This window comes from Streptomyces sp. NPDC002845, from assembly GCF_053591955.1.
This window is the reverse complement of sequence record NZ_JBSFUU010000086.1, coordinates 24,967-42,693: the sequence shown is the minus strand read 5'-3', so window position 1 is coordinate 42,693 and position 17,727 is coordinate 24,967. Positions and strand designations below refer to the sequence as shown.

13 protein-coding genes and 2 pseudogenes are annotated in these 17,727 nt (G+C 70.5%); 12 read left to right on the top strand and 3 right to left on the bottom strand.

All coding sequences use genetic code 11. The features are described 5' to 3' along the window. Nucleotides 1-429: 429 nt before the first annotated feature. Complete coding sequence (locus ACWD3C_RS39865; protein ID WP_451152118.1) at nucleotides 430-897, bottom strand: helix-turn-helix domain-containing protein; 468 nt, start codon at nucleotides 895-897, stop codon at nucleotides 430-432. A gap of 116 nt (nucleotides 898-1,013) precedes the next feature. Further along, nucleotides 1,014-1,609 (bottom strand): annotated as a pseudogene (locus ACWD3C_RS39860) (IS5 family transposase); the annotation flags it as partial. A 4-nt stretch (nucleotides 1,610-1,613) separates the two neighbouring features. Here ACWD3C_RS39860 and ACWD3C_RS39855 point away from each other — a divergent pair. From ACWD3C_RS39855 to ACWD3C_RS39835, 5 genes and pseudogenes are all read left to right on the top strand, one after another. Then, nucleotides 1,614-1,970 (top strand): annotated as a pseudogene (locus ACWD3C_RS39855) (restriction endonuclease); the annotation flags it as partial. A gap of 407 nt (nucleotides 1,971-2,377) precedes the next feature. Beyond that, nucleotides 2,378-3,577, top strand: coding sequence for an exonuclease SbcCD subunit D (locus tag ACWD3C_RS39850; protein WP_451152116.1), 1,200 nt, complete (start codon nucleotides 2,378-2,380; stop codon nucleotides 3,575-3,577). A 1-nt stretch (nucleotide 3,578) separates the two neighbouring features. Then, nucleotides 3,579-6,587, top strand: coding sequence for an AAA family ATPase (locus tag ACWD3C_RS39845; protein WP_451152114.1), 3,009 nt, complete (start codon nucleotides 3,579-3,581; stop codon nucleotides 6,585-6,587). Between the two features lie 76 nt (nucleotides 6,588-6,663). Next, entirely contained in the window at nucleotides 6,664-8,919 is a 2,256-nt protein-coding gene (locus ACWD3C_RS39840; protein ID WP_451152112.1) for a Helicase associated domain protein, read from the top strand. Nucleotides 8,920-9,081: 162 nt separating this feature from the next. Further along, on the top strand, nucleotides 9,082-9,780 hold the full coding sequence (locus tag ACWD3C_RS39835) for a restriction endonuclease (protein ID WP_451152110.1): 699 nt from the start codon (nucleotides 9,082-9,084) through the stop codon (nucleotides 9,778-9,780). A gap of 172 nt (nucleotides 9,781-9,952) precedes the next feature. Here the strand turns inward: ACWD3C_RS39835 and ACWD3C_RS39830 are convergent, their stop codons facing one another. Next, on the bottom strand, nucleotides 9,953-10,342 hold the full coding sequence (locus tag ACWD3C_RS39830) for an RNaseH domain-containing protein (RefSeq protein ID WP_451152108.1): 390 nt from the start codon (nucleotides 10,340-10,342) through the stop codon (nucleotides 9,953-9,955). Nucleotides 10,343-10,628: 286 nt separating this feature from the next. Between ACWD3C_RS39830 and ACWD3C_RS39825 the strand changes: the two genes are divergently transcribed. The 7 genes from ACWD3C_RS39825 to ACWD3C_RS39795 all read left to right on the top strand — a co-directional run bounded on the left by ACWD3C_RS39825 (nucleotide 10,629) and on the right by ACWD3C_RS39795 (nucleotide 17,627). Further along, nucleotides 10,629-12,230, top strand: a complete 1,602-nt coding sequence (locus tag ACWD3C_RS39825) for a Mu transposase C-terminal domain-containing protein (RefSeq protein ID WP_451152106.1) — start codon at nucleotides 10,629-10,631, stop codon at nucleotides 12,228-12,230. Continuing rightward, nucleotides 12,227-13,051 (top strand): AAA family ATPase, encoded by an 825-nt coding sequence (locus ACWD3C_RS39820; RefSeq protein WP_451152104.1) that lies wholly within the window; start codon nucleotides 12,227-12,229, stop codon nucleotides 13,049-13,051. The genes ACWD3C_RS39825 and ACWD3C_RS39820 overlap by 4 nt, the downstream gene beginning before the upstream one ends. Then, nucleotides 13,045-13,899, top strand: coding sequence for an AAA family ATPase (locus ACWD3C_RS39815; RefSeq protein ID WP_451152102.1), 855 nt, complete (start codon nucleotides 13,045-13,047; stop codon nucleotides 13,897-13,899). The genes ACWD3C_RS39820 and ACWD3C_RS39815 overlap by 7 nt, the downstream gene beginning before the upstream one ends. 83 nt (nucleotides 13,900-13,982) lie before the next feature. Then, the gene (locus tag ACWD3C_RS39810; protein WP_451152100.1) at nucleotides 13,983-15,374 is read left to right on the top strand and encodes a hypothetical protein; all 1,392 of its coding nucleotides are present in this window, start codon (nucleotides 13,983-13,985) and stop codon (nucleotides 15,372-15,374) included. Further along, complete coding sequence (locus ACWD3C_RS39805; RefSeq protein WP_451152098.1) at nucleotides 15,371-16,150, top strand: hypothetical protein; 780 nt, start codon at nucleotides 15,371-15,373, stop codon at nucleotides 16,148-16,150. The genes ACWD3C_RS39810 and ACWD3C_RS39805 overlap by 4 nt, the downstream gene beginning before the upstream one ends. After that, entirely contained in the window at nucleotides 16,147-17,292 is a 1,146-nt protein-coding gene (locus ACWD3C_RS39800; RefSeq protein ID WP_451152096.1) for a hypothetical protein, read from the top strand. The genes ACWD3C_RS39805 and ACWD3C_RS39800 overlap by 4 nt, the downstream gene beginning before the upstream one ends. Then, complete coding sequence (locus ACWD3C_RS39795) at nucleotides 17,289-17,627, top strand: hypothetical protein (protein WP_451152094.1); 339 nt, start codon at nucleotides 17,289-17,291, stop codon at nucleotides 17,625-17,627. Before ACWD3C_RS39800 ends, ACWD3C_RS39795 begins: the two co-directional genes overlap by 4 nt. Nucleotides 17,628-17,727: the final 100 nt, after the last annotated feature.

Here is a 17,727-nt window from a genome sequence, read left to right as displayed (position 1 = left end):
AAAAGCCTCAAGGTCGACCGACGCACCTACAAAGCCACCCTCAGCATCAACATCTTGACGCCGACGATCAGCCCGTAACTTCACGGCCTTGCCCTAAACCCCGGGACCAGCGGTGTTCACACGACCGACGGGGCAGGCTCCGGTCGTCGCTCGCCGCTTCTTCCAGCGGCCAGGCCCTATAACCCGGTATTCATCCCGTCTCCCGGGTTTGTCGATAACGAGGCATCACAGGGGGTTCACTCACGTTCGTCCGTCCGGCCTTCTCCTTGCCCGGTTGCTCCCCCTGACGGATCGAGTGCCCTTGGGCGTCTTCCCTGAGCTTCGCACCTTCGACGGGCAGGACCCGCGAACGCACGTCAGAGCGGAGATCGGTCTCGAACACTGACCGAGAACTACGCAACCGGCATAACTGGCCTCCAATCTGCGAGTTCACTCATATACGCGACCTCGTGTCGCACCGCCCCAGTCGACCTGGGCCTGAGCCCCGGGGATGACCTCGAAGCGGCGGTGCAGTCGGCGCAGTTCGTCCGTGCTCACCCCCAGCTCGGCCGCGATACGGGGCCGGGCTTCTTGCAGATAGAGCTTGACGCGCTGGTAGTTGCCGGTGAAGCCGTACTGCTCGACCAGACGCTCATGCACCACGGTGCCCTTGATCAGCAGTTCCGCCCGCAGCATCGCGTCGATCAGCGGCGCCACCTCGGTCACCACCCGCGCCTGCGTTCCCCGGCGGCTGCTGCCCCGCGGCGGGCCCGGCGGAGCCTGCGAGGAGAGGTACTTACGCACGGTCTGCCGGTGCAGACCGGTCTCCCGGGCGATCTCCGAGACGCTCATCGCACCAGACGCATGCAGAGCACGGAAACGCCGCAACTCCGCCCAGCGTTCCTCATTCAAGATCACGAGCAGTGCCTCCGTGCAACCCCAACCGGTCGCACGACAGCCTGCCGATCAACGGCACGAACCAGCCCCCGACACGCTACGAGCTGGACACGTTAGCTTGTACGCGGCTGGTCACGTGAGGTTGTACGCCGACAGTTGGCCCGCTGGTTCTTCGGCTCGGGGATCGTGTGCCTGATCTGGCGACGTCGCAGGTAGCGGCGGTTGCATCGGGAAGAGTACGCCTCACCGCCGAGATGGTCAGGCCGAGTCCGGGGACGCCCGCCGTCCAGCCGGGCGACACGAACACGCTCCATGACCGGGATGAGCTGCGGCGCATCACCCCACTGGCCCGGGGTGATCAGCAGGGCCAGTGGGCGGCGTCCGCCCTCACCGGCGAGGTGGATCTTGCAGGTCAGGCCGCCCCGGGAGCGTCCGATTCCCTCATCAGGGCGGTGCTGCCGAAGCGCGCGTCTTTTCCCGGCAGTCTCGGAGGCTTTCTGCGTGCTCCGGCGGCGTGCTGATGGGCCCGGCAGGAGGTGGAGTCCACGCTCACCATCGACCAGTCGATGCGGCCTTCCGCGTCAGCATCGGCCAGGACAGCCGCGAAGAGCCTGTCCCATGTGCCATCCGCTGACCATCGCCGATGCCGCTCGTACACGGTCTTCCACTTGCCGAAACGCGTAGGCAGATCCCGCCACGGCACCCCGGTCCGGTTCCGGTACAGGATCCCGTTCCGGAACGCGGTGCAGGTCGGTGGCGCGGGGGACAACGGCGCGGACGTGAAGGCCACGGATCCGTTCGGGCGGCGCTGGGTGATCCAGTGCAAGCACCGCCGGGACGGATGGGCGGGCTCGGCGGTCGGCACCCCTGACCTGCATGTGCTCAGCGGCACCGGTCGGCAGCTGCACGGCGGGGACGTCGTGGTGCTCGTGACGAACGGTCGCTTTTCCTCCAAGTGCGCGCCGCTCGCGAAGCAGTTGGGGCTGCACCTGGTGGATCGTCACCTGCTCAGCGAGTGGGCGGCGGGCTCGCGGCCGCTGTGGGGTCTGCTGCAGAAGCTTCCCCCGCCTCGTCGGCCGTCCGCTCTGTCCTGAGCCGCCCGACCAGGGCTGCGCCTGACCTTCACCTTCTGCCTGGCCAAGACCGCATACCGTGCACCCCTCGGGCAGTCGAACCGACTCACCCGGCATCCGCCGCGAGGTCATCCAGCGCGCCGACCACGCCGAAGAACTCTCTACGGCTCCGCTCAGACCGGCGGCTTCAACGCGCCCGGCCGATGCGGGCGCGGATCTCCCAGGAATTCGCCCGCCGCGCGATTAACACGTCACACGGCCTCCGGCCGGAGAGGAAGATGCGACCGTGGGCGGGGCCAATCTTGCCCGCATCCCGGGCGGGGCCGGCGAAGAAGCCATTCACCACATGCCTCCAGACTCCCGTCAATGATCCTGTTTATCGGGAAAACCACTCGTAGCTACCGTCTCTGTGGTTACGGTCTATGCTCATGCGGTTTCTGCACACTTCGGACTGGCACCTGGGCCGCCGGTTCCACACAGAAGACTTGATTCCCGCCCAGCGTGCCTTCCTCGACCACCTGGTCGACACCGCCCGAACTGAGGACGTCGACGCGATCCTCGTGGCAGGAGATATCTACGACCGGGCCATCCCCAGCCTGGACGCCGTGCGCCTGTTCAATCGCGCTCTGCACCAGCTCGCCGACCTCGATGTGCCGATCATCATGATCAGCGGAAACCACGACTCCGCGCACCGACTCGGCGTCGGATCCGGCCTCCTCGCCCGTGCCGGGATCCACTTGAGGACCGACCCCGGCACCTGCGACATCCCGGTCCTCCTCGAAGACGCCGACGGCCCCGTCGCCGTGTACGGCATCCCCTACCTCGAGCCGTCGATGGTCCGCGACCGCCTGGAAGCCGAAGCCGTCTCCCACCGCGCAGTACTGACCGCAGCCCTGGACCGCATCCACGCCGACCTCACCAACAACCAGCCGACCGGCACCCGGTCCGTGGTCCTCGCGCACGCCTTCGTCACCTCCGGCACCGGGCAGCCCGAGGAACGCGATGAGAGCGAGGAGTCCACCAGCGAACGCGAAATCGCCGTGGGCGGTGTCGCCCACGTGGGTGCCGACGTCTTCCACGGGATCGACTACGTGGCCCTGGGCCACCTCCACGGCCCCCAGCGCGTGACCGACCGCATTCACTACAGCGGCTCCCCGCTGGCCTACTCCTTCTCCGAAGCCCGCCACACCAAGTCGATCACCCTGGTCGACCTCACCCCCAATGCCGTTCCCGCTCTCACCCGCCGGTCCTGCCCCGTGCCTCTCCGCCTGGAACGCGTGACCGGCTTCATGGAAGACCTGTTGAACAACCCCGACCACGAGCCGCTGAAGGATGCCTGGCTCGAGGTCACCCTCACCGACACGGCCCTGCCCTTCGAGGCCATGGCCCGCCTGCGCCGCCGCTTCCCCCACACCGCCAGCCTCAAGCACAAGCCCGCCCTCATCCCCGCCCAGGCCACAAACACCCCCACCTACAGCCAGCGCATCCGCGGCCGCGGCGACCTCGACATCGCCGGCGATTTCATCAGCAGCATGCGCGGCACCGACCCCACCCCGGACGAACACGCCCTGCTGCAGCAGGCCGTCGAAGCCTCCCGCCTGAACGAGCAGCAGAAGGAAACCGTCTGACATGCGCCTGCACACCCTGCGCCTGCAGGCATTCGGACCCTTCGCCGGCACCCACACCATCGACTTCGACGCCCTGTCCGCCGACGGCCTGTTCCTCCTGCACGGCGATACCGGAGCAGGCAAAAGCACCATCTTCGCGGCCATCTGTTTCGCTCTCTACGGCAAACCACCGGGTGACCGCGACCTGCTGCTGCGCAGCCACCACGCTCCCGCCGGCCTCCTGACCGAAGTCACCCTCGAGGTCACTCTTGCAGGGCGCCGCCTGCGCATCGACCGGATCCCCGCCCAGATGCGCCCCAAGCGATCCGGTGAAGGCGAGACCTCCCAGAAGGCAGAAACCCGGCTCAGCGAATGGGCCGTCGACGCCGACGGCCAGGGCTGCTGGGAACCTTCCAGTAAGTCCCACCAGGAGGCAGCCGTCGAGGTCACCGACCTGCTGGGCATGAGCCGGGACCAGTTCTGCCAGGTCGTCCTGCTGCCGCAGAACGAATTCACCAAGTTCCTCCACGCCGACGCCCACGGCCGACGAGAACTCCTCGGCAAACTCTTCCGCACCGGCCGCTTCTCCTTCATCGAGCGCTGGCTGAACGACCACAGCCGCACCACCGAGAAGAACCGCGACGCCGCCCGCGCCGACGTGCTGCGCCTGGCCGAACGCATCCACCAGGCCGCCGGACCCGACCTGACAACCAAGTACACGGCGCCCACCCCCGACGATCCGCACACGCTCACCGAACCCGCCCGCGCCTGGGCCCAGGATCTCCTCCGCGCCAGCCACACCGACCACGCCAGGACACTCCAAGCAGCCACAACGGCCAAGGAGAACCTGGTCAGACAGCAGACCTTCGAAGCCGCGGCCCGCGAACTCCACCAGCAGCAAACCACCTACACCAGCGCCCGGCAGCAACTCGACCTGCTCCAGGAACAGACACCGCACCAGGACACACTCATCCAGCGCCGCGACCAGGCCCGCCGCGCCCAACAGGCAGCACCGCTGCTGCACGCCGCGGACACCGCCGCAGACGACCACACCCGTGCCCAGAGCGTTGAACGCAGCGCTCGCGAGCGCCTGTTGCCCGAACACAAGGACCTGGATGCCAGCCGGCTGGAAACCGCCGAGCAGCGTCTTCGTGCTGAAGCTGCCGTCCTGACCGTCCTCATCCCCGAGGAAGACACCATCCGCCGGCTGACCGCGGAGCTGGAGCGCACCGACGCCGAACGGCAGGACTTCGCCACCCAGCAACGCACAGCCCAGGACTGGCTCGAAGCCGAGCCCGCCCGGCGCGACACCCTCGAAGCCCGGCGAGAAGCCGCCCGCCAGGCCGAAGAAGAAAGCCGCCGCCACCAGACCGCCCTGGACGGCCTCAAAACCCGCCTCGAAGCCGCCAGGCGCCGCGACACCCATCTCGCCAAGGTCACCAAGGCCGAACAGCAGCTGGCCGATGCAGAAGCGGTCACCGGCCAGACCGGCCAGGACTACCTGACCATCCGCCGCCGACGCACCGAAGGCATGGCCGCCGAACTCGCCGCCACCCTCACCGACGGCACCCCCTGCCCGGTCTGCGGATCTTGCACCCACCCGGCGCCCGCCGCTCCCCAGGACGGGCAGCCCACACGCCAGGACGAGCAGGACACGGAAGCCCTCCACGAGCAGGCCAAGGCCACCCAGAAAGCCGCCGCGGCTGTGCTGCACGGGCTCCGCGAACAGGCTGCTACCGCCACCGGTGAAGCCGGCGACACCCCCCTGACCGACCTCCAGACCCAGCACACCACGCTCACCACGGAGCTGACCGGCGCCCTGGACCGCGCTGCAGACCAGGGCACCGTCCAAGAGGAACTCCTCACACTCGACGGCGAGCACACGGCCCAGACCAAGCAGCACAGCACCGCCACGGCCGGCCTGTCCGCCCGCAACGCCCACTACGACACCCTCACCCAGCAGCTCACCGAGCTGACCGCCAAGCTCACCGCAGCCCGCGGCACCTATCCCACCGTCGCCGCCCACGCCGACGACCTCACCCGCACCGCCGACCGCCTCAAAGAGACCGCCGAGGCCTCCCGCAGCCTCGCCGCCGTCGTCCAGACCCTCACGCACCGCACCGACCAGGCCGCCCTCGCCGCCAAAGACCAAGGCTTCGACACCCTGGCACTCGCCCAGCAGGCCCTGCTCAGCGACGAAGACCTCCGCGCCATCGAAGAAGAGATCACTCAGTGGCGCGAGGCCTGCGCCGCGCACACCGCAGTCCTGGACAACCCGGCACTGCAGCAGGCCGCCGCGCAGCCTTCCGCCGACCTCGACGCCGCCACGGCTGCAAGGGCCGCCGCGGATGACCAGCACGCCGAGGCCGCCGCCGCCGCCAATGCCGCCCACACCCGCAGCCAGGCCCTCACTGCCCTTGCCGCCGACCTCGGCGCCGCCATCCAGCACCTGCAACCGCTCGAGCAGGCTCACCTCACCGCCCGCCACCTAGCCGAACTCGTCACCGGCAACTCACCCAGCGCCCGGGTGCGCATGCAACTGGAGGCCTACGTCCTGGCAGCCCGCCTCGAAGAAGTCGTCACCGCCGCCAACACCCGCCTGCACATCATGTCCGAAGGCCGCTACACCCTCTCCCACTCCGACCACCAAGCCGCCCGTGGCGCCCGCTCCGGCCTCGGCCTGGAGATCACCGACTCCTGGACCGGCCGCCCCCGCAAGACCGACACCCTCTCTGGCGGCGAATCCTTCTTCGCCTCCCTGTCCCTGGCCCTCGGCCTGGCCGACGTCGTCACCCACGAAGCCGGCGGCAACCCCCTGGACACTCTCTTCATCGATGAAGGCTTCGGCACTCTCGACGAAGACACCCTCCACAAGGTCCTCGACGTCCTGGACTCCCTGCGTGCCCACGACCGTACCGTCAGCGTCATCAGCCACGTCCCCGAACTGCGCCGCCGCATCACCCACCGCCTGCACGTCCGTAAAAGCCCCGCCGGATCCACCCTCGCCCACCTGACCGAAGCAGCCGAATAGCCTGCACCCTGACAGGGCGGGGCGCCTTGCCCCGTCCCCCAATGTCCAGCCGACCCCCACGGAGCAGCACACCTTCATGGCTTCCGAAATCGATCTGCGGCCCCACCAGAAGGAAGCCGTCGCCGCCGCGACCGCCACGCTCCGCGATCACGCCCGCGCGAGCGTGATCGCGGCCTGCGGCACCGGCAAGACCCTCATTGCCGCCCGTACCACCGCCCGCATTGCCCCCCGGGGCCGTGTGCTGGTGCTGCTGCCGACACTGGACCTGCTGTCGCAGACGATCCGTTCCTGGCGTCTGGCCGGACGCCAGGGCACCACCGTGGCGGTGTGCTCGGCCCGCCAGGCCCTCGATCACGAACCGGTCGGCACCGACATTCGGTTGACCACCGACCCCGCCGAACTGACCGCCCTCACCACCACACCTCGCCCCGGGCCGGTCACCGTCTACGCCACCTACGCCTCCCTGTCCGCCGTCACCGCCGCCCACCGCGACTACCACCTGCCTTCCTGGGACCTGGTGGTCGTCGACGAGGCCCACCGCACCGCGGGCCGCCTCGGCAAGGCCTGGGCCGCCATCCACCACGACGACCAGGTCCCAGCCGCCCGCCGCCTCTACCTGACCGCCACCCCCCGCATCTGGGACCCCGACGACGCCCCGGACGGCGACGAAGCAGAGACGGTGGCCTCCATGGACGACGAGACCCTCTTCGGTCCCGTCGCCTATCACCTCAACCTCTCCGACGCCATCGATCTCGGGCTGCTCGCCGACTACCAGATCCTCGTTCCCGTCGTCACCGACGCGGACCTGCGTGACTGGCTGGCCACCGGAGCCGGCGCGGGTGTCGACGGACTGCGCCTGGCCGGCCGCCAGGTCGCCGCCCTGCGCGCCATCCACGACCACAAGCTGCGCCGCATCCTGACCTTCCATCACCGTGTCGCCGACGCCCGCGCCTTCGCCACCACCCTGACCGAGACGGCCGCCGCCCTTCCCGCACCACTGCGCCCCCAGGGGCTGTGGGCGGACTGGGTCAGCGGCAGCCACACCCCGCAGATCCGCCGCCGCCTCCTGCTCGAATTCACCTCCCACACCAGCCCCGACACACCGGCCGTCCTGTCCAACGCCCGCGTGCTGGGGGAGGGCATCGACGTGCCCGACATCGACGCGGTGGTCTTCGTCGACCCCAAGAACAGCCCCGTCGACACCGTCCAGGCCGTCGGCCGCGCCCTGCGCCAGCACCCCGGCGCCGGCAAGAAGGCCACCCTCGTCGTCCCCGTCTACCTCACCCCCGACGAAGACCCCGACGACCTCCTCGGCGCCGACGCCTACACCCCGCTGTGGCGCACCATCCAGGCCCTGCGCTCCCACGACGACCGCCTCGACGCCCGCTTGTCCGACCCGCGCACCCAGCGCCCCACCATGCCCTCCGAAGATCCCGAAGCCTGGCTGCGCTTCGACCGCCCCACCCAGGCCGACGAGATCGCCCTCGCCCTGTCCCTGCGCGTCCTGGCCCCCAAAAGTGCCGAATGGCGCCGCGGCCTCGCCGCGGCCCGCCGCTTCCGCCACACCCACCACCACCTCGACGTCCCCCAGACCTACGAAGACCCCACCGGCTATCCCCTGGGACGCTGGCTGACCTGGCAACGCCACCTGCACACCAAGGGCACGCTCGACGCCGTACGCGTGCAGGCCCTCGAACGCCTCGGCATCATCTGGGACCCCCGCCAGCAGGCCTTCGACCGCGCACTGGCCCACGCCGCCGCCTACGCCGCCTGCCACGGCCACCTCGCCGCCCCCGTCGACGAGATCCATGACGGCTTCCCCCTCGGCCGCTGGCTGGCCACCCAGCGCACCCGCGCCGAGACCCTCACCGACCAGCGCGCCACCGCGCTCACCGCGCTGGACCGGTGGTGGAACCCGCCCTGGCCGATCACCTGGCAACGGGCCTACCACGCCGCTCGTCAGAGCCTGGCAGTCAACAAGACTGCCGCCGAGGCAGAGAGCTGGCTTGAGTCACAGCGCGCCCGTTCCGGCCGCCTGCACCCTGAACAGAGGTCACTGCTCGCGGAGTTGGGGCTGGTCGAACTGCCCGACACATCCACCTGCCGGGCGACGGACAGCCGCCTGCCGGCGCGCGAGCGTGCCTTCCAGCGCGGGCTGGCCGCCGCACGGGCCTTCCGCGCGCGCGAAGGCCATCTCAACGTCCCCCAGCGGCATATCGAGAAGGTCGAAGGCGACCCCGTGCGCCTGGGCCAGTGGTTGAGCAACCTGCGCCGCCGACGCCCCGGCCTCAGCCCGCAGAGGCAAGCAGCCCTGGCCGAACTCGGCCTGTAAGCAGGCGAACGCCCCTCCTCGAGGAGAACGGTCAGACGCCAGCCGGCAGAAGGGCGGGAGGTTCAAGCCAATGGCCTGACTGCGCCCTGGCGGGGCCGCTCGGCATGCCCACACTGCACAGCAGGGAGGAATCCATCCCGGCTGGTGCAAGAGGGGGCAGAAATGGCGGCCAAACGCAAGGGCAAGGCGATGCGCAGACGACGCGCCGCCCGGAACAAAGCAGCAGCAGGAGCGCTTGCCGCGCTGGTCCTGCTAGGTCTGCTGCAGCCGATGTTGTTGCTGTACCTCGGCGCCCTGCTTGCCGCCGCGGGAATCGGCTGGATGGTGTGGCGGCTCTGGCGTACCGACCGGCTGCTGCGAAGCAAGGACGACGCTTGGAGACGACAGGAGGAGATCGCAGCCGGACAGCGGACGCTGGCTGCCATCGACGCGATGTCCGGCACCGAGTTCGAGGAAGTGGTTGCCGAGTTATGTCGCCGTGACGGCTGCACACAGGTGCGCCGAGTGGGCGGGACCGGGGACAACGGAGCCGACGTGCTCGGCCGGCTGCCTGATGGCCGAACCATGGTGATCCAATGCAAACGGTACGCACCCCACCGGACGATCGCCAGTCGCGAAGTGCGCGATCTGCTGGGAGCCAAGGTGCATTTCGCTGCGGATGTGGCCATCTTCGTCGCCACCACCCGCTTCAGCCCCCAAGCCGAGGCGTTCGCGGTCAAGCACCACATCCTCACCCTGCACCGTGACTTCTTCGGTCTGTGGAACAACGGGACACCGTTGCTGTCTCTGTCCGAAGTCAACGGACGCGGACAGGGAGAAGCCCGCCACCGAGCACGCTGGAAACAGACGTACTCCAAGTAACCAGCCGCACCCTCCAGTAGGACGGTCTGCTCGGTTTGTGACAGGTGAGGGGGCAGCACAGTGCACCCGGCCCCGCCTCGCCCTGGGCTCGGGCGGGGCACGGCAGCAGCCAACAGCCCATCGGCTGCGCCGGCACCGGTCCTGGAAGCCGCCGTGCCCGCCGTCACCGCACCTACGCGCTCAGCCCTTCCTGGTCGACGAAGCCGGGATGCTTTTCATCAGCGCTCTTCGCCAGGTGCAGCGGCGCGGGCAGATTGGTGCGCCCGTCCCACATGGCGGCCTGCTCCGAGATCCGCGCGGCAAGACCTGCCAGCTGCTCCTCGCGCCAGCCGCCGCGGCGGGCGATGACGTATTCGGTGCGGGTCATGGCGTGGAAGGGAGCACCCATCTGGGCCAGTTGACCGCCGGGCAGGGTGCGGCGCGTGTACTGGGTGCCGGTGTGAGGTTCGGGGAAGGTGTGACCGGGATGTTCGGGCTTCCTCGCCATTGATGCGGGGTTGTTTTTGTGCTGGTCGGCGGGCCTCTGAGGCAGTTGATCTTGGTGGTGGTGTTCCGCATTCATGGTGGTGTGATTCCGGATCACCCGGTGCTGCGTTCGTCGAACCTCCTTCGTGGCGTGCTCTATAGCGCATGAGGGTGCGGGGCAGAGGTGGAACGGAGTTGTTGTCACCCGTCCAAGTGATCGACGGGACTCTTGTCGGGGTGTCGGGTTTAGCGTCTCATCCGTCGCGCTTGTCACGGGCGACATCATGAACTGCCCTGTGTGGGGCGGTAGTTGACGTCCCGGAGGCTGACGCTGTGATCACTGCTTGGTTACCGGTTCGCTCTGTGCGTGCCGGTCGGTTCCGGTGACCGCGGGCGGCGACGCCTCGCAGGCCGTGGATGACGGTTTGGGGCGGCATCGGGATGAGTTGCGGCCTGCGGCGGTGGCCCAGTTGCTGCGGCTGCGCGCGGCGGGGGAGTTGACGACGGCGCATGTGCGGCTGGTTGCCGAGGCGGTGGGTGTGCACATCAGGACGGTGTGGACCTGGCTGGGGCAGGCGGAGGAGACCGGGAGTGCGGAGAAGCCGGAGCGCCGCCGGTTCCGTGTCACCGAGGAGATCATCGAGGTCCTCGCCGACTATCAGGGCAACGTGAAGCGCGCTCACGAGCGTCTGGTCGAGGTGGCGGTGGCGGTAGGGGAGAAGCCGCCGGGGCTGACGACGCTGCACGATGCGATCGCCCGGGACCTCGATCCGGGTTTCATGGCGGGCCTGCGCGAGGGGATTCCGGCGGCCCGCGGCTTCGATCCGTGCTTTCAGCGGCCGGCGGTGGCCCGGAACGAGGTGTGGGAGGGCGATCACAAGCAGGCCGAGACCGTGGTGATGATGCCGGATAAGAAGCCGTCGAGGGTGTGGGTGACGTGGTTTGAGGATCGCGGCACCAGCCATGTGATGGGCTGGGCCGTCACCGCCGGCTCGGCGCACCGCGGTTCGGTCCTGGCCGCCGTGCGGATGTCGGTGTTGCGGGAGGCCCCGTACGGGCCGGCGGGAGGGCTGCCGCGCCTGGTGCGGGTGGACGGCGGCGCGGACTTCCTGTCCAAGACGGTGCTGCGAGCCTTCGGGCTCCTCGGCGTTCCGGTCCACCGGGTGCGCAGTGCCCGGCACAAGGGTGGCATCGAGCGGTTGAACCATACGAGCATGACCCGGTTCTTCGCCGATCTGCCCCGTTACACGAAGGCGCCCCGGCTCGACCACCGCCGCCGCGTCGGAGACCAGGACCCGCCGCTGACCTTCGAGGCGTTCGTGGGCCTGCTGGGGGAGTGGGTTCACAAGCACAACACCGAGCACATCATCGAGCGCACCGGGATGACGCCGCTTGAGGCCTGGCAGGCGGATCCCACCGAGATCCGGCCCGAGCCGAGCGCGTCCGAGCTGCGCGCCTTCATGCTGGAGAGCGACCACAGGGTCCACAAGATCACCAGTCACGGGGTGGAGTTCAACCGCCGCTGCTACATGCCGGAGAACGGGGTGGGCCGGATCGGGCTCGAGGTCCGTGTGCGGTGGATGCCACACCACACGCACGAGATCGACCTGTACACCTTCCGCGGCAACCGCTACCTGGGCCGGGCCTTCCTCAGTAACGAGGCCAGCGAGGACCTGCGCGCCAAGGTGCTCCTCGAACGCGACGAGCACAGCAGAGAGCTGCGAGCGGCCCTGAAGCGCTCCGGCGAGCGCCGCCACGAGCGCCACCTGGCCTCTACCCAGCCCGAACTGCCCGTCCGTGCCCTGCGCATGACCGAGGCCGAGGCCCGCGCCGAACTCGACGGTACGAAGGAGCCCGCCGCGCCGCGGCGTCGCACCCAGCCGTACCGGCCCCTGACCCCCATCCCGGCTGCGTGGAAACGCCCCGGCCAAGACCTCGACGACACCACATCCACCAACACCGCATCCAAGGACGACGCCTCGTGACAACTGCCCCCAAGCGCAAGCACCTTGGCCAGCGCCGCCAGCCGGCCGCCGCGGCCCCGAGCGAGACCTCAAGGCGCCGCCCCGATCTGCGCCCGCAGCACTTTCTCGGCCTCAAGGACTCCACGCTGGTCGCCACGGATACCCTGCTGCAGATCAAGGACACCGTCATCGACACCGTCGAGTCGCAGGCGATGTCCGTGATCTACGGTGACCCGGGGCTCGGCAAGAGTTTCTCCACCCGGGCCACGATCCAGGAGATGAACCCGGACCTGATCCTCCCGCTCGACTTCGCCCGCTCCCGCCCCGGGCCGAAGGACCTGCGCGAGGAGCTGTTCCACCAGATGCGGCTCAACTGCAAGATGCCCGGCACGCCGACCGCGTTCGACAAGCTGCTGCGCGAAAGCCTGCCGCGCCGCCCGTATGTGATCGTGTGTGACGAGGCGCAGCAGTACCGGCGGGAGAATTTCGAGTTCCTGCGCAAGCTGTGGGACAACTGCGATCCCAAGCCTGCCATCGTGTTCGTCGGTGGCCGGGAGGCCTACGAGACGCTGCAGAGCGATCCGGCGCTCGCCTCCCGCATCTACATCCGCCTGGAGATCCTCGCGATGACCGAGGACGAGATCCTCAAAACAGTCCCCGGCTCCCACCCCGTGTGGCGGGGCGTTGACGAGGCAGTGCTGAAGCGGATCGACACCCAGTACGCGCTCGGCTCGTTCCGTGAGTGGGTCAAGGTCACCAAGCATGTGCTCAAGGGCATGGAGTACTTCCAGGCCGACCAGGTCGACGACCGTGTCGTGGATTGGGCGTTGGGCCGATGCTGACCGGCAAGTCCACCACCGAGTCCACCGAGTTGGCCGCGCACCCCGTGTGGGGCGAGGCGTCTGCGGCCGGACCGTTCGCCGTCCTGGGCGACGACGCTGCCTCACCTGGCCTGCATTTTCTGCGCGTTGAGGGGATGCGGACGCTGCTCACCCCGGCGATGCTCGCGGTCGGTGGCGCGCTCGCCGACGCCGCGGCCAAGCGACGGTTCCTGTGCGTGCTGGGGGATGCCGGGATCGGCAAGACGTTCGCAGTCCATGCCGCCTCGCGCCGTCTCGGGGAAGGCGGTCAGCTGGTGCCTCTGTGGTTCAGGGCGCAGCCGGTGCCGGCGGACCTGCGTACGGCTCTGCACCGGGCACTGGCGCTGCCCGGTGAGGCGCCTGCCGATCCGGGGGCCGCGGACACGCTGATCCGTCATGCCCTGGCAGGCCGACCGCGGATCGTTGTGGTCGAGGACGCCCACCGGCTGTCGGCATCCTGCATGGAGTACCTGCGTTTCCTGCACGACGGTGTTCCGGGCGGGCTGTGCGTGGTCCTCACCGCCGCCCGCCGCGGCGAACGGCGCCTGCGCGCCCAGCGGATGCTCGCCACCCGCACCGCCGGCTGGCTTTGCCTTCAGCCGCTCACGCGCGATCAGATCCCGCTCGCGGTGCCCGCGCTGCATCCGGTGTGGGAGGGCGTCGATGCCGGCGACCTGATGGCACTGGACGCCCGGCTGGCCGGCGGCGCACTGCGCCGCTGGGCCGTGATCACCCATCACACCCGACAGGTGATGGCCCGCACCCAGGACGACGTGCCCGATGGGCGGCTGCTCAAGGCGGTCGCCGACCGGATCGACGGCGGTCGGTGAACATGACGGCGCCCGCCGCCGGCGGTGTACCGGCCCACCCAGCATCGACGCCGCCTCCGCCAGCGGCCAAGGCGGCGGGGCCGGTGCGGCTGCTGCTGGACGGCGAGGACGCGTCCGCGGTGCACCGGGCCGCCTGCCAGTGGGCGGATGCGGCCCGCGGCCGTATCACCGCCGATCCCACCCCGCACACCACCAGCCCCGCCTACCTCGCGCTGGATGTGCTGCGCGCGATGGGCCGCCTCGGGTTCTCCCGCGAGGGCGCGGAGCGGATGTCCACCGACCCGGCCTGGCGGGCGGTGACCTGCTGGAGCCTGGCCGCCGATGTACGTGAGGTGATCGTGCTGCGCGCCCACCGCCTCACCGTCGAGCGGCTGCGCCGCCTGGCCGCCTGGCGCGCCGAGACCGGCATCCGCCTCGCCCTTCTCGCCCACGCCCCTCAGCTGGCCGACATCCGGCGCCTGACGGAGCACCTGGCCGCCGCCCGTCTGACGGACGTGGTGCACGTGAAGGGCACGGCGGCGATCCTCGGCGCGATCGGCCCGGCCGCCGCCGACCGGCGCACCGGCCCGCCCCCGCTCGATCACGCGCACCCCTTTCCCGCCGTACCGCGTGCCTCGGTTGCCGCCTTCCGCGCGCAGTGCTGGCGCCGCCAGAACGGGGCCGACTTCGCTCGCACTGACGGCCAGTACCGCGCCGGCTACGGCGCCGCCCGTACCTGGCTGGCCCGCACCCTGCCACCGAACCCGCCACCCGCCAGCAGCAGCGAAGACACCGGCCACCGGGCCGAGCCCACCGCCTTCAGCCTGCATGAGATCGAGGCGCTGAGACTGTTCCTGTCCCGGCTGACCGTCTCAAGCCCCAGCCTGGAGCACACCGTGGCCCGCGTACGCGGCGCCCAGGCCGGCCTGCTGACCCGCTCGGTGCTGCTGAATGTGCCCGACGACCTCACCCGCCGCGCGGGGCCCGGGATCACCACCGTGCCCCTGACCCCGCGCACCGTGCACACGATCACCACGCATCTGCCCAATCCGCTGCGCGCCGCCGCGATCGCGGCCCTGCTGTTCACCGGCACCGCTGCTCCGCTGCTGGCGATGACGCAGATCGCCGGCGTCGGCGTCGGCGATCAGGCCACCCACATCACCATCGACCGCGACGCACGGATCAACATCGGCGTGCCGCCCACGCCGCGGCACCTGTACGCCGTCCCGCACCGCGCCCGCCCGCTGCTTGCCGCCGCGCTCGAATTCCGCCGCCGCACCCCGCGCACCGCCGCCGCCCACGGCCTGTTCGCGAACTGCTTCGGCACCACGCCCCGCTTCGAGGCCCTGATCGCCGACGCCGGCCTGCCCGTCCCCGCCCTGAACCACCCGCACACCGACGACGACTGGCACACCGCCGCCCGCGGCTGGCACCTGCACACCCCCACCCTGCCCGCCCCGGATGTCCTGCCGCGCCTGGACCGGGTGCGCCCATGAGGGGCCAACTGCCGTCCGACGAGCGGGACATGACCGCCTTCGACCTGACGTTCTGCCGCGAGCGCGCCTGTGCACGCGCTCTCACCGACGAGGACCTGGCCCAACTGACCGGCATCCCCACCGCCGACTGGGACAGGCGTTTCACCCCGCACACCCTGACGGCCGCAGCACTGTTCGCCCTGGCCCGCGCCCTGGACACCGCCCCCGAAGCCCTGCTGCGCACCTCTGGACAAGCCCGGCGCCCGCGACGTCGCCCAAGCAGTGCGGCGGCGGGGGCGGCCGCGCATGCCACCGTGCTGCACGCTGCCCTGCTGCAAACCGGCCGTATCCACCCCGACGACCTGGCCTCGGCCCTTCAATGGCCGGCGCACCGTCTGCAGCGGGCCGCCCAGACCCTGGCCGTCCGACTCGAGCAGCAAGCGGGCCCGCACCGGCTCGTCCACACCGACACCACCCTCCACCTGGCCGCACAGCCCGGCCTGCTCACCGCCGAGCAGCAGCAGAACCTGCACGAGGGCGGTCACACCGCTGCCAGCCTCAGCCCGGGCGAGGCCACCGCCCTAACACGCCTGCTGTACTCCGCCGCACATGGTCTTCCCGCTACCGTGCCCGCCGGACAGGTCCCGCGCCTTCAGGGGCGCCGGCTGCTTGCCCCCTTCGGCGGCGGGCCGGCCCCGCACCCCGACGTGTTGTTCGCCCTCGGCCTGGCCGCACGCCCCCTGCCCGCCACCGCGGCGGCCGGTACGCCACCACCAGGGGGAGGGGCCGGGCGATGACGCCGCGCGAGACGGCTGGGCCAGAGCAGACCACCGGCCCGTGGCGCCCGGCATGGTCACCGAACCGCACCCGCCCCGGTCTGCCTCCGCTCACCGTGGTCCACGACCCCGGCGACGACTACGCCTTCATGGCCGCCGCCCTGGCCGCCCACACCCCCGCGAGCGGCCGCATCACCGTCCATCCCACCCCGGTGGCCGGCGCCCCCGCCTCCCTCGCCCACGACCTGCTGCGCAGCATGGGCAAACACCTCCCGCACGACGGCAGCCCAGAGGCCGTCGGCTGGGCCGCACAGGCCGAGATCGCCTGGCGCGCGGCGGCCGCCTGGATGTCCGCGCTGCGCATCGGCCACGTCGTCGTCACCCGGACCCACCGCATCAGCTCCCGGCACTTCGAGCACCTCTTCGCCCTGCGGGAGTTGACCGGGATGCGCCTGACCCTGCTGTGCCACGGCCCTGTGCCGCCCGCGCTGGCCGCCGCCCTGCCGGTGCTGGCGCACGAGCAGGTGCACACCCTGGCCGCTGCCCGCCGCGCCCTGGCTGCCACCGAGCCGGCCGACCCGCCCACGGCCGCCCGGTTCGCGTGGTGGGAGGCGGCCGCGCAGTTCCCGCCCCACCCGGGCGAGCCGTGCTTCTTGCTGCCGGTGCGGCGCACGCCGTCCCGCGCCGATATCGAGGCGGTCTCCCGCCGTCTGGGCCGCACCGTGCTCCCGCTGCCCGCGGCCGGCCGCTTTCCACCTCAGGCCGATGAGCACACCATGCTCCTCGCGCACCGGCTGCATGCGCGCATCGCCCACCCCGTCCACGCCGCGGCACTGGCCCTGCGCATCCTCACCGGCCGCCCGGCAACCCAGCTGCCCGACCCGACCGCACCGTCGGCCCGGGCCAACGGCGACCGCCAGCGGCCGACCCCGTCGTGGGCCGTGGACCTCATCGGGGCAGGAGACTGCTTCGGGAACCTGGACCGGCCCCTTCGCGGCGAAGGACCGCTGCGGCTGACCGGCTGGGACCAGGAGGCGGTAACCGAAGCAGCCCACACCTGCGCGCTGCACGAGCCGCCGGCGCCCGGCCCACGGCCAGGGCGCGCCCGCGGGCGGCCGGGCAGCGTGCGGCAGGGCCGTACCACCACCCCGACCACCCGATGACCGAGACCAGGCAGCAGACGATGACCGAGCCGGGCTGCGAACTCTTCGACGCGTATGAGCACCGCATGCCGGACGACGAGGTATGCCCACTCTCCGGAGAACCGATAGAGGTTGCCGCAGACCAGCCACCGCGACCGGTTGTACGTGGCCGCCTTCGCATGGTGCCGCCCGCGCCGAGCGGCGGATGGGAAAAGCAAGTTGGGAACGGCGGAAGCTCCAGCGTCTACGCCATTTTGGAAGGACGCTCCCTCCAGGCCGAACCCGATCGCGCCGCCCCGCTCGGCGTCGAAGAGGATCCGCGCCTTCTGCCCGGCGGTCACCACCGCGACCTGTGATGGGTCCGCATCGGTACTCGGAAACACGCATCGTCGTGTTGAACAGCGCCTCGTTGGCATCTTGGGTGCCGGTGAAGTCTCCCGGCGCAGTCGCCGAGCC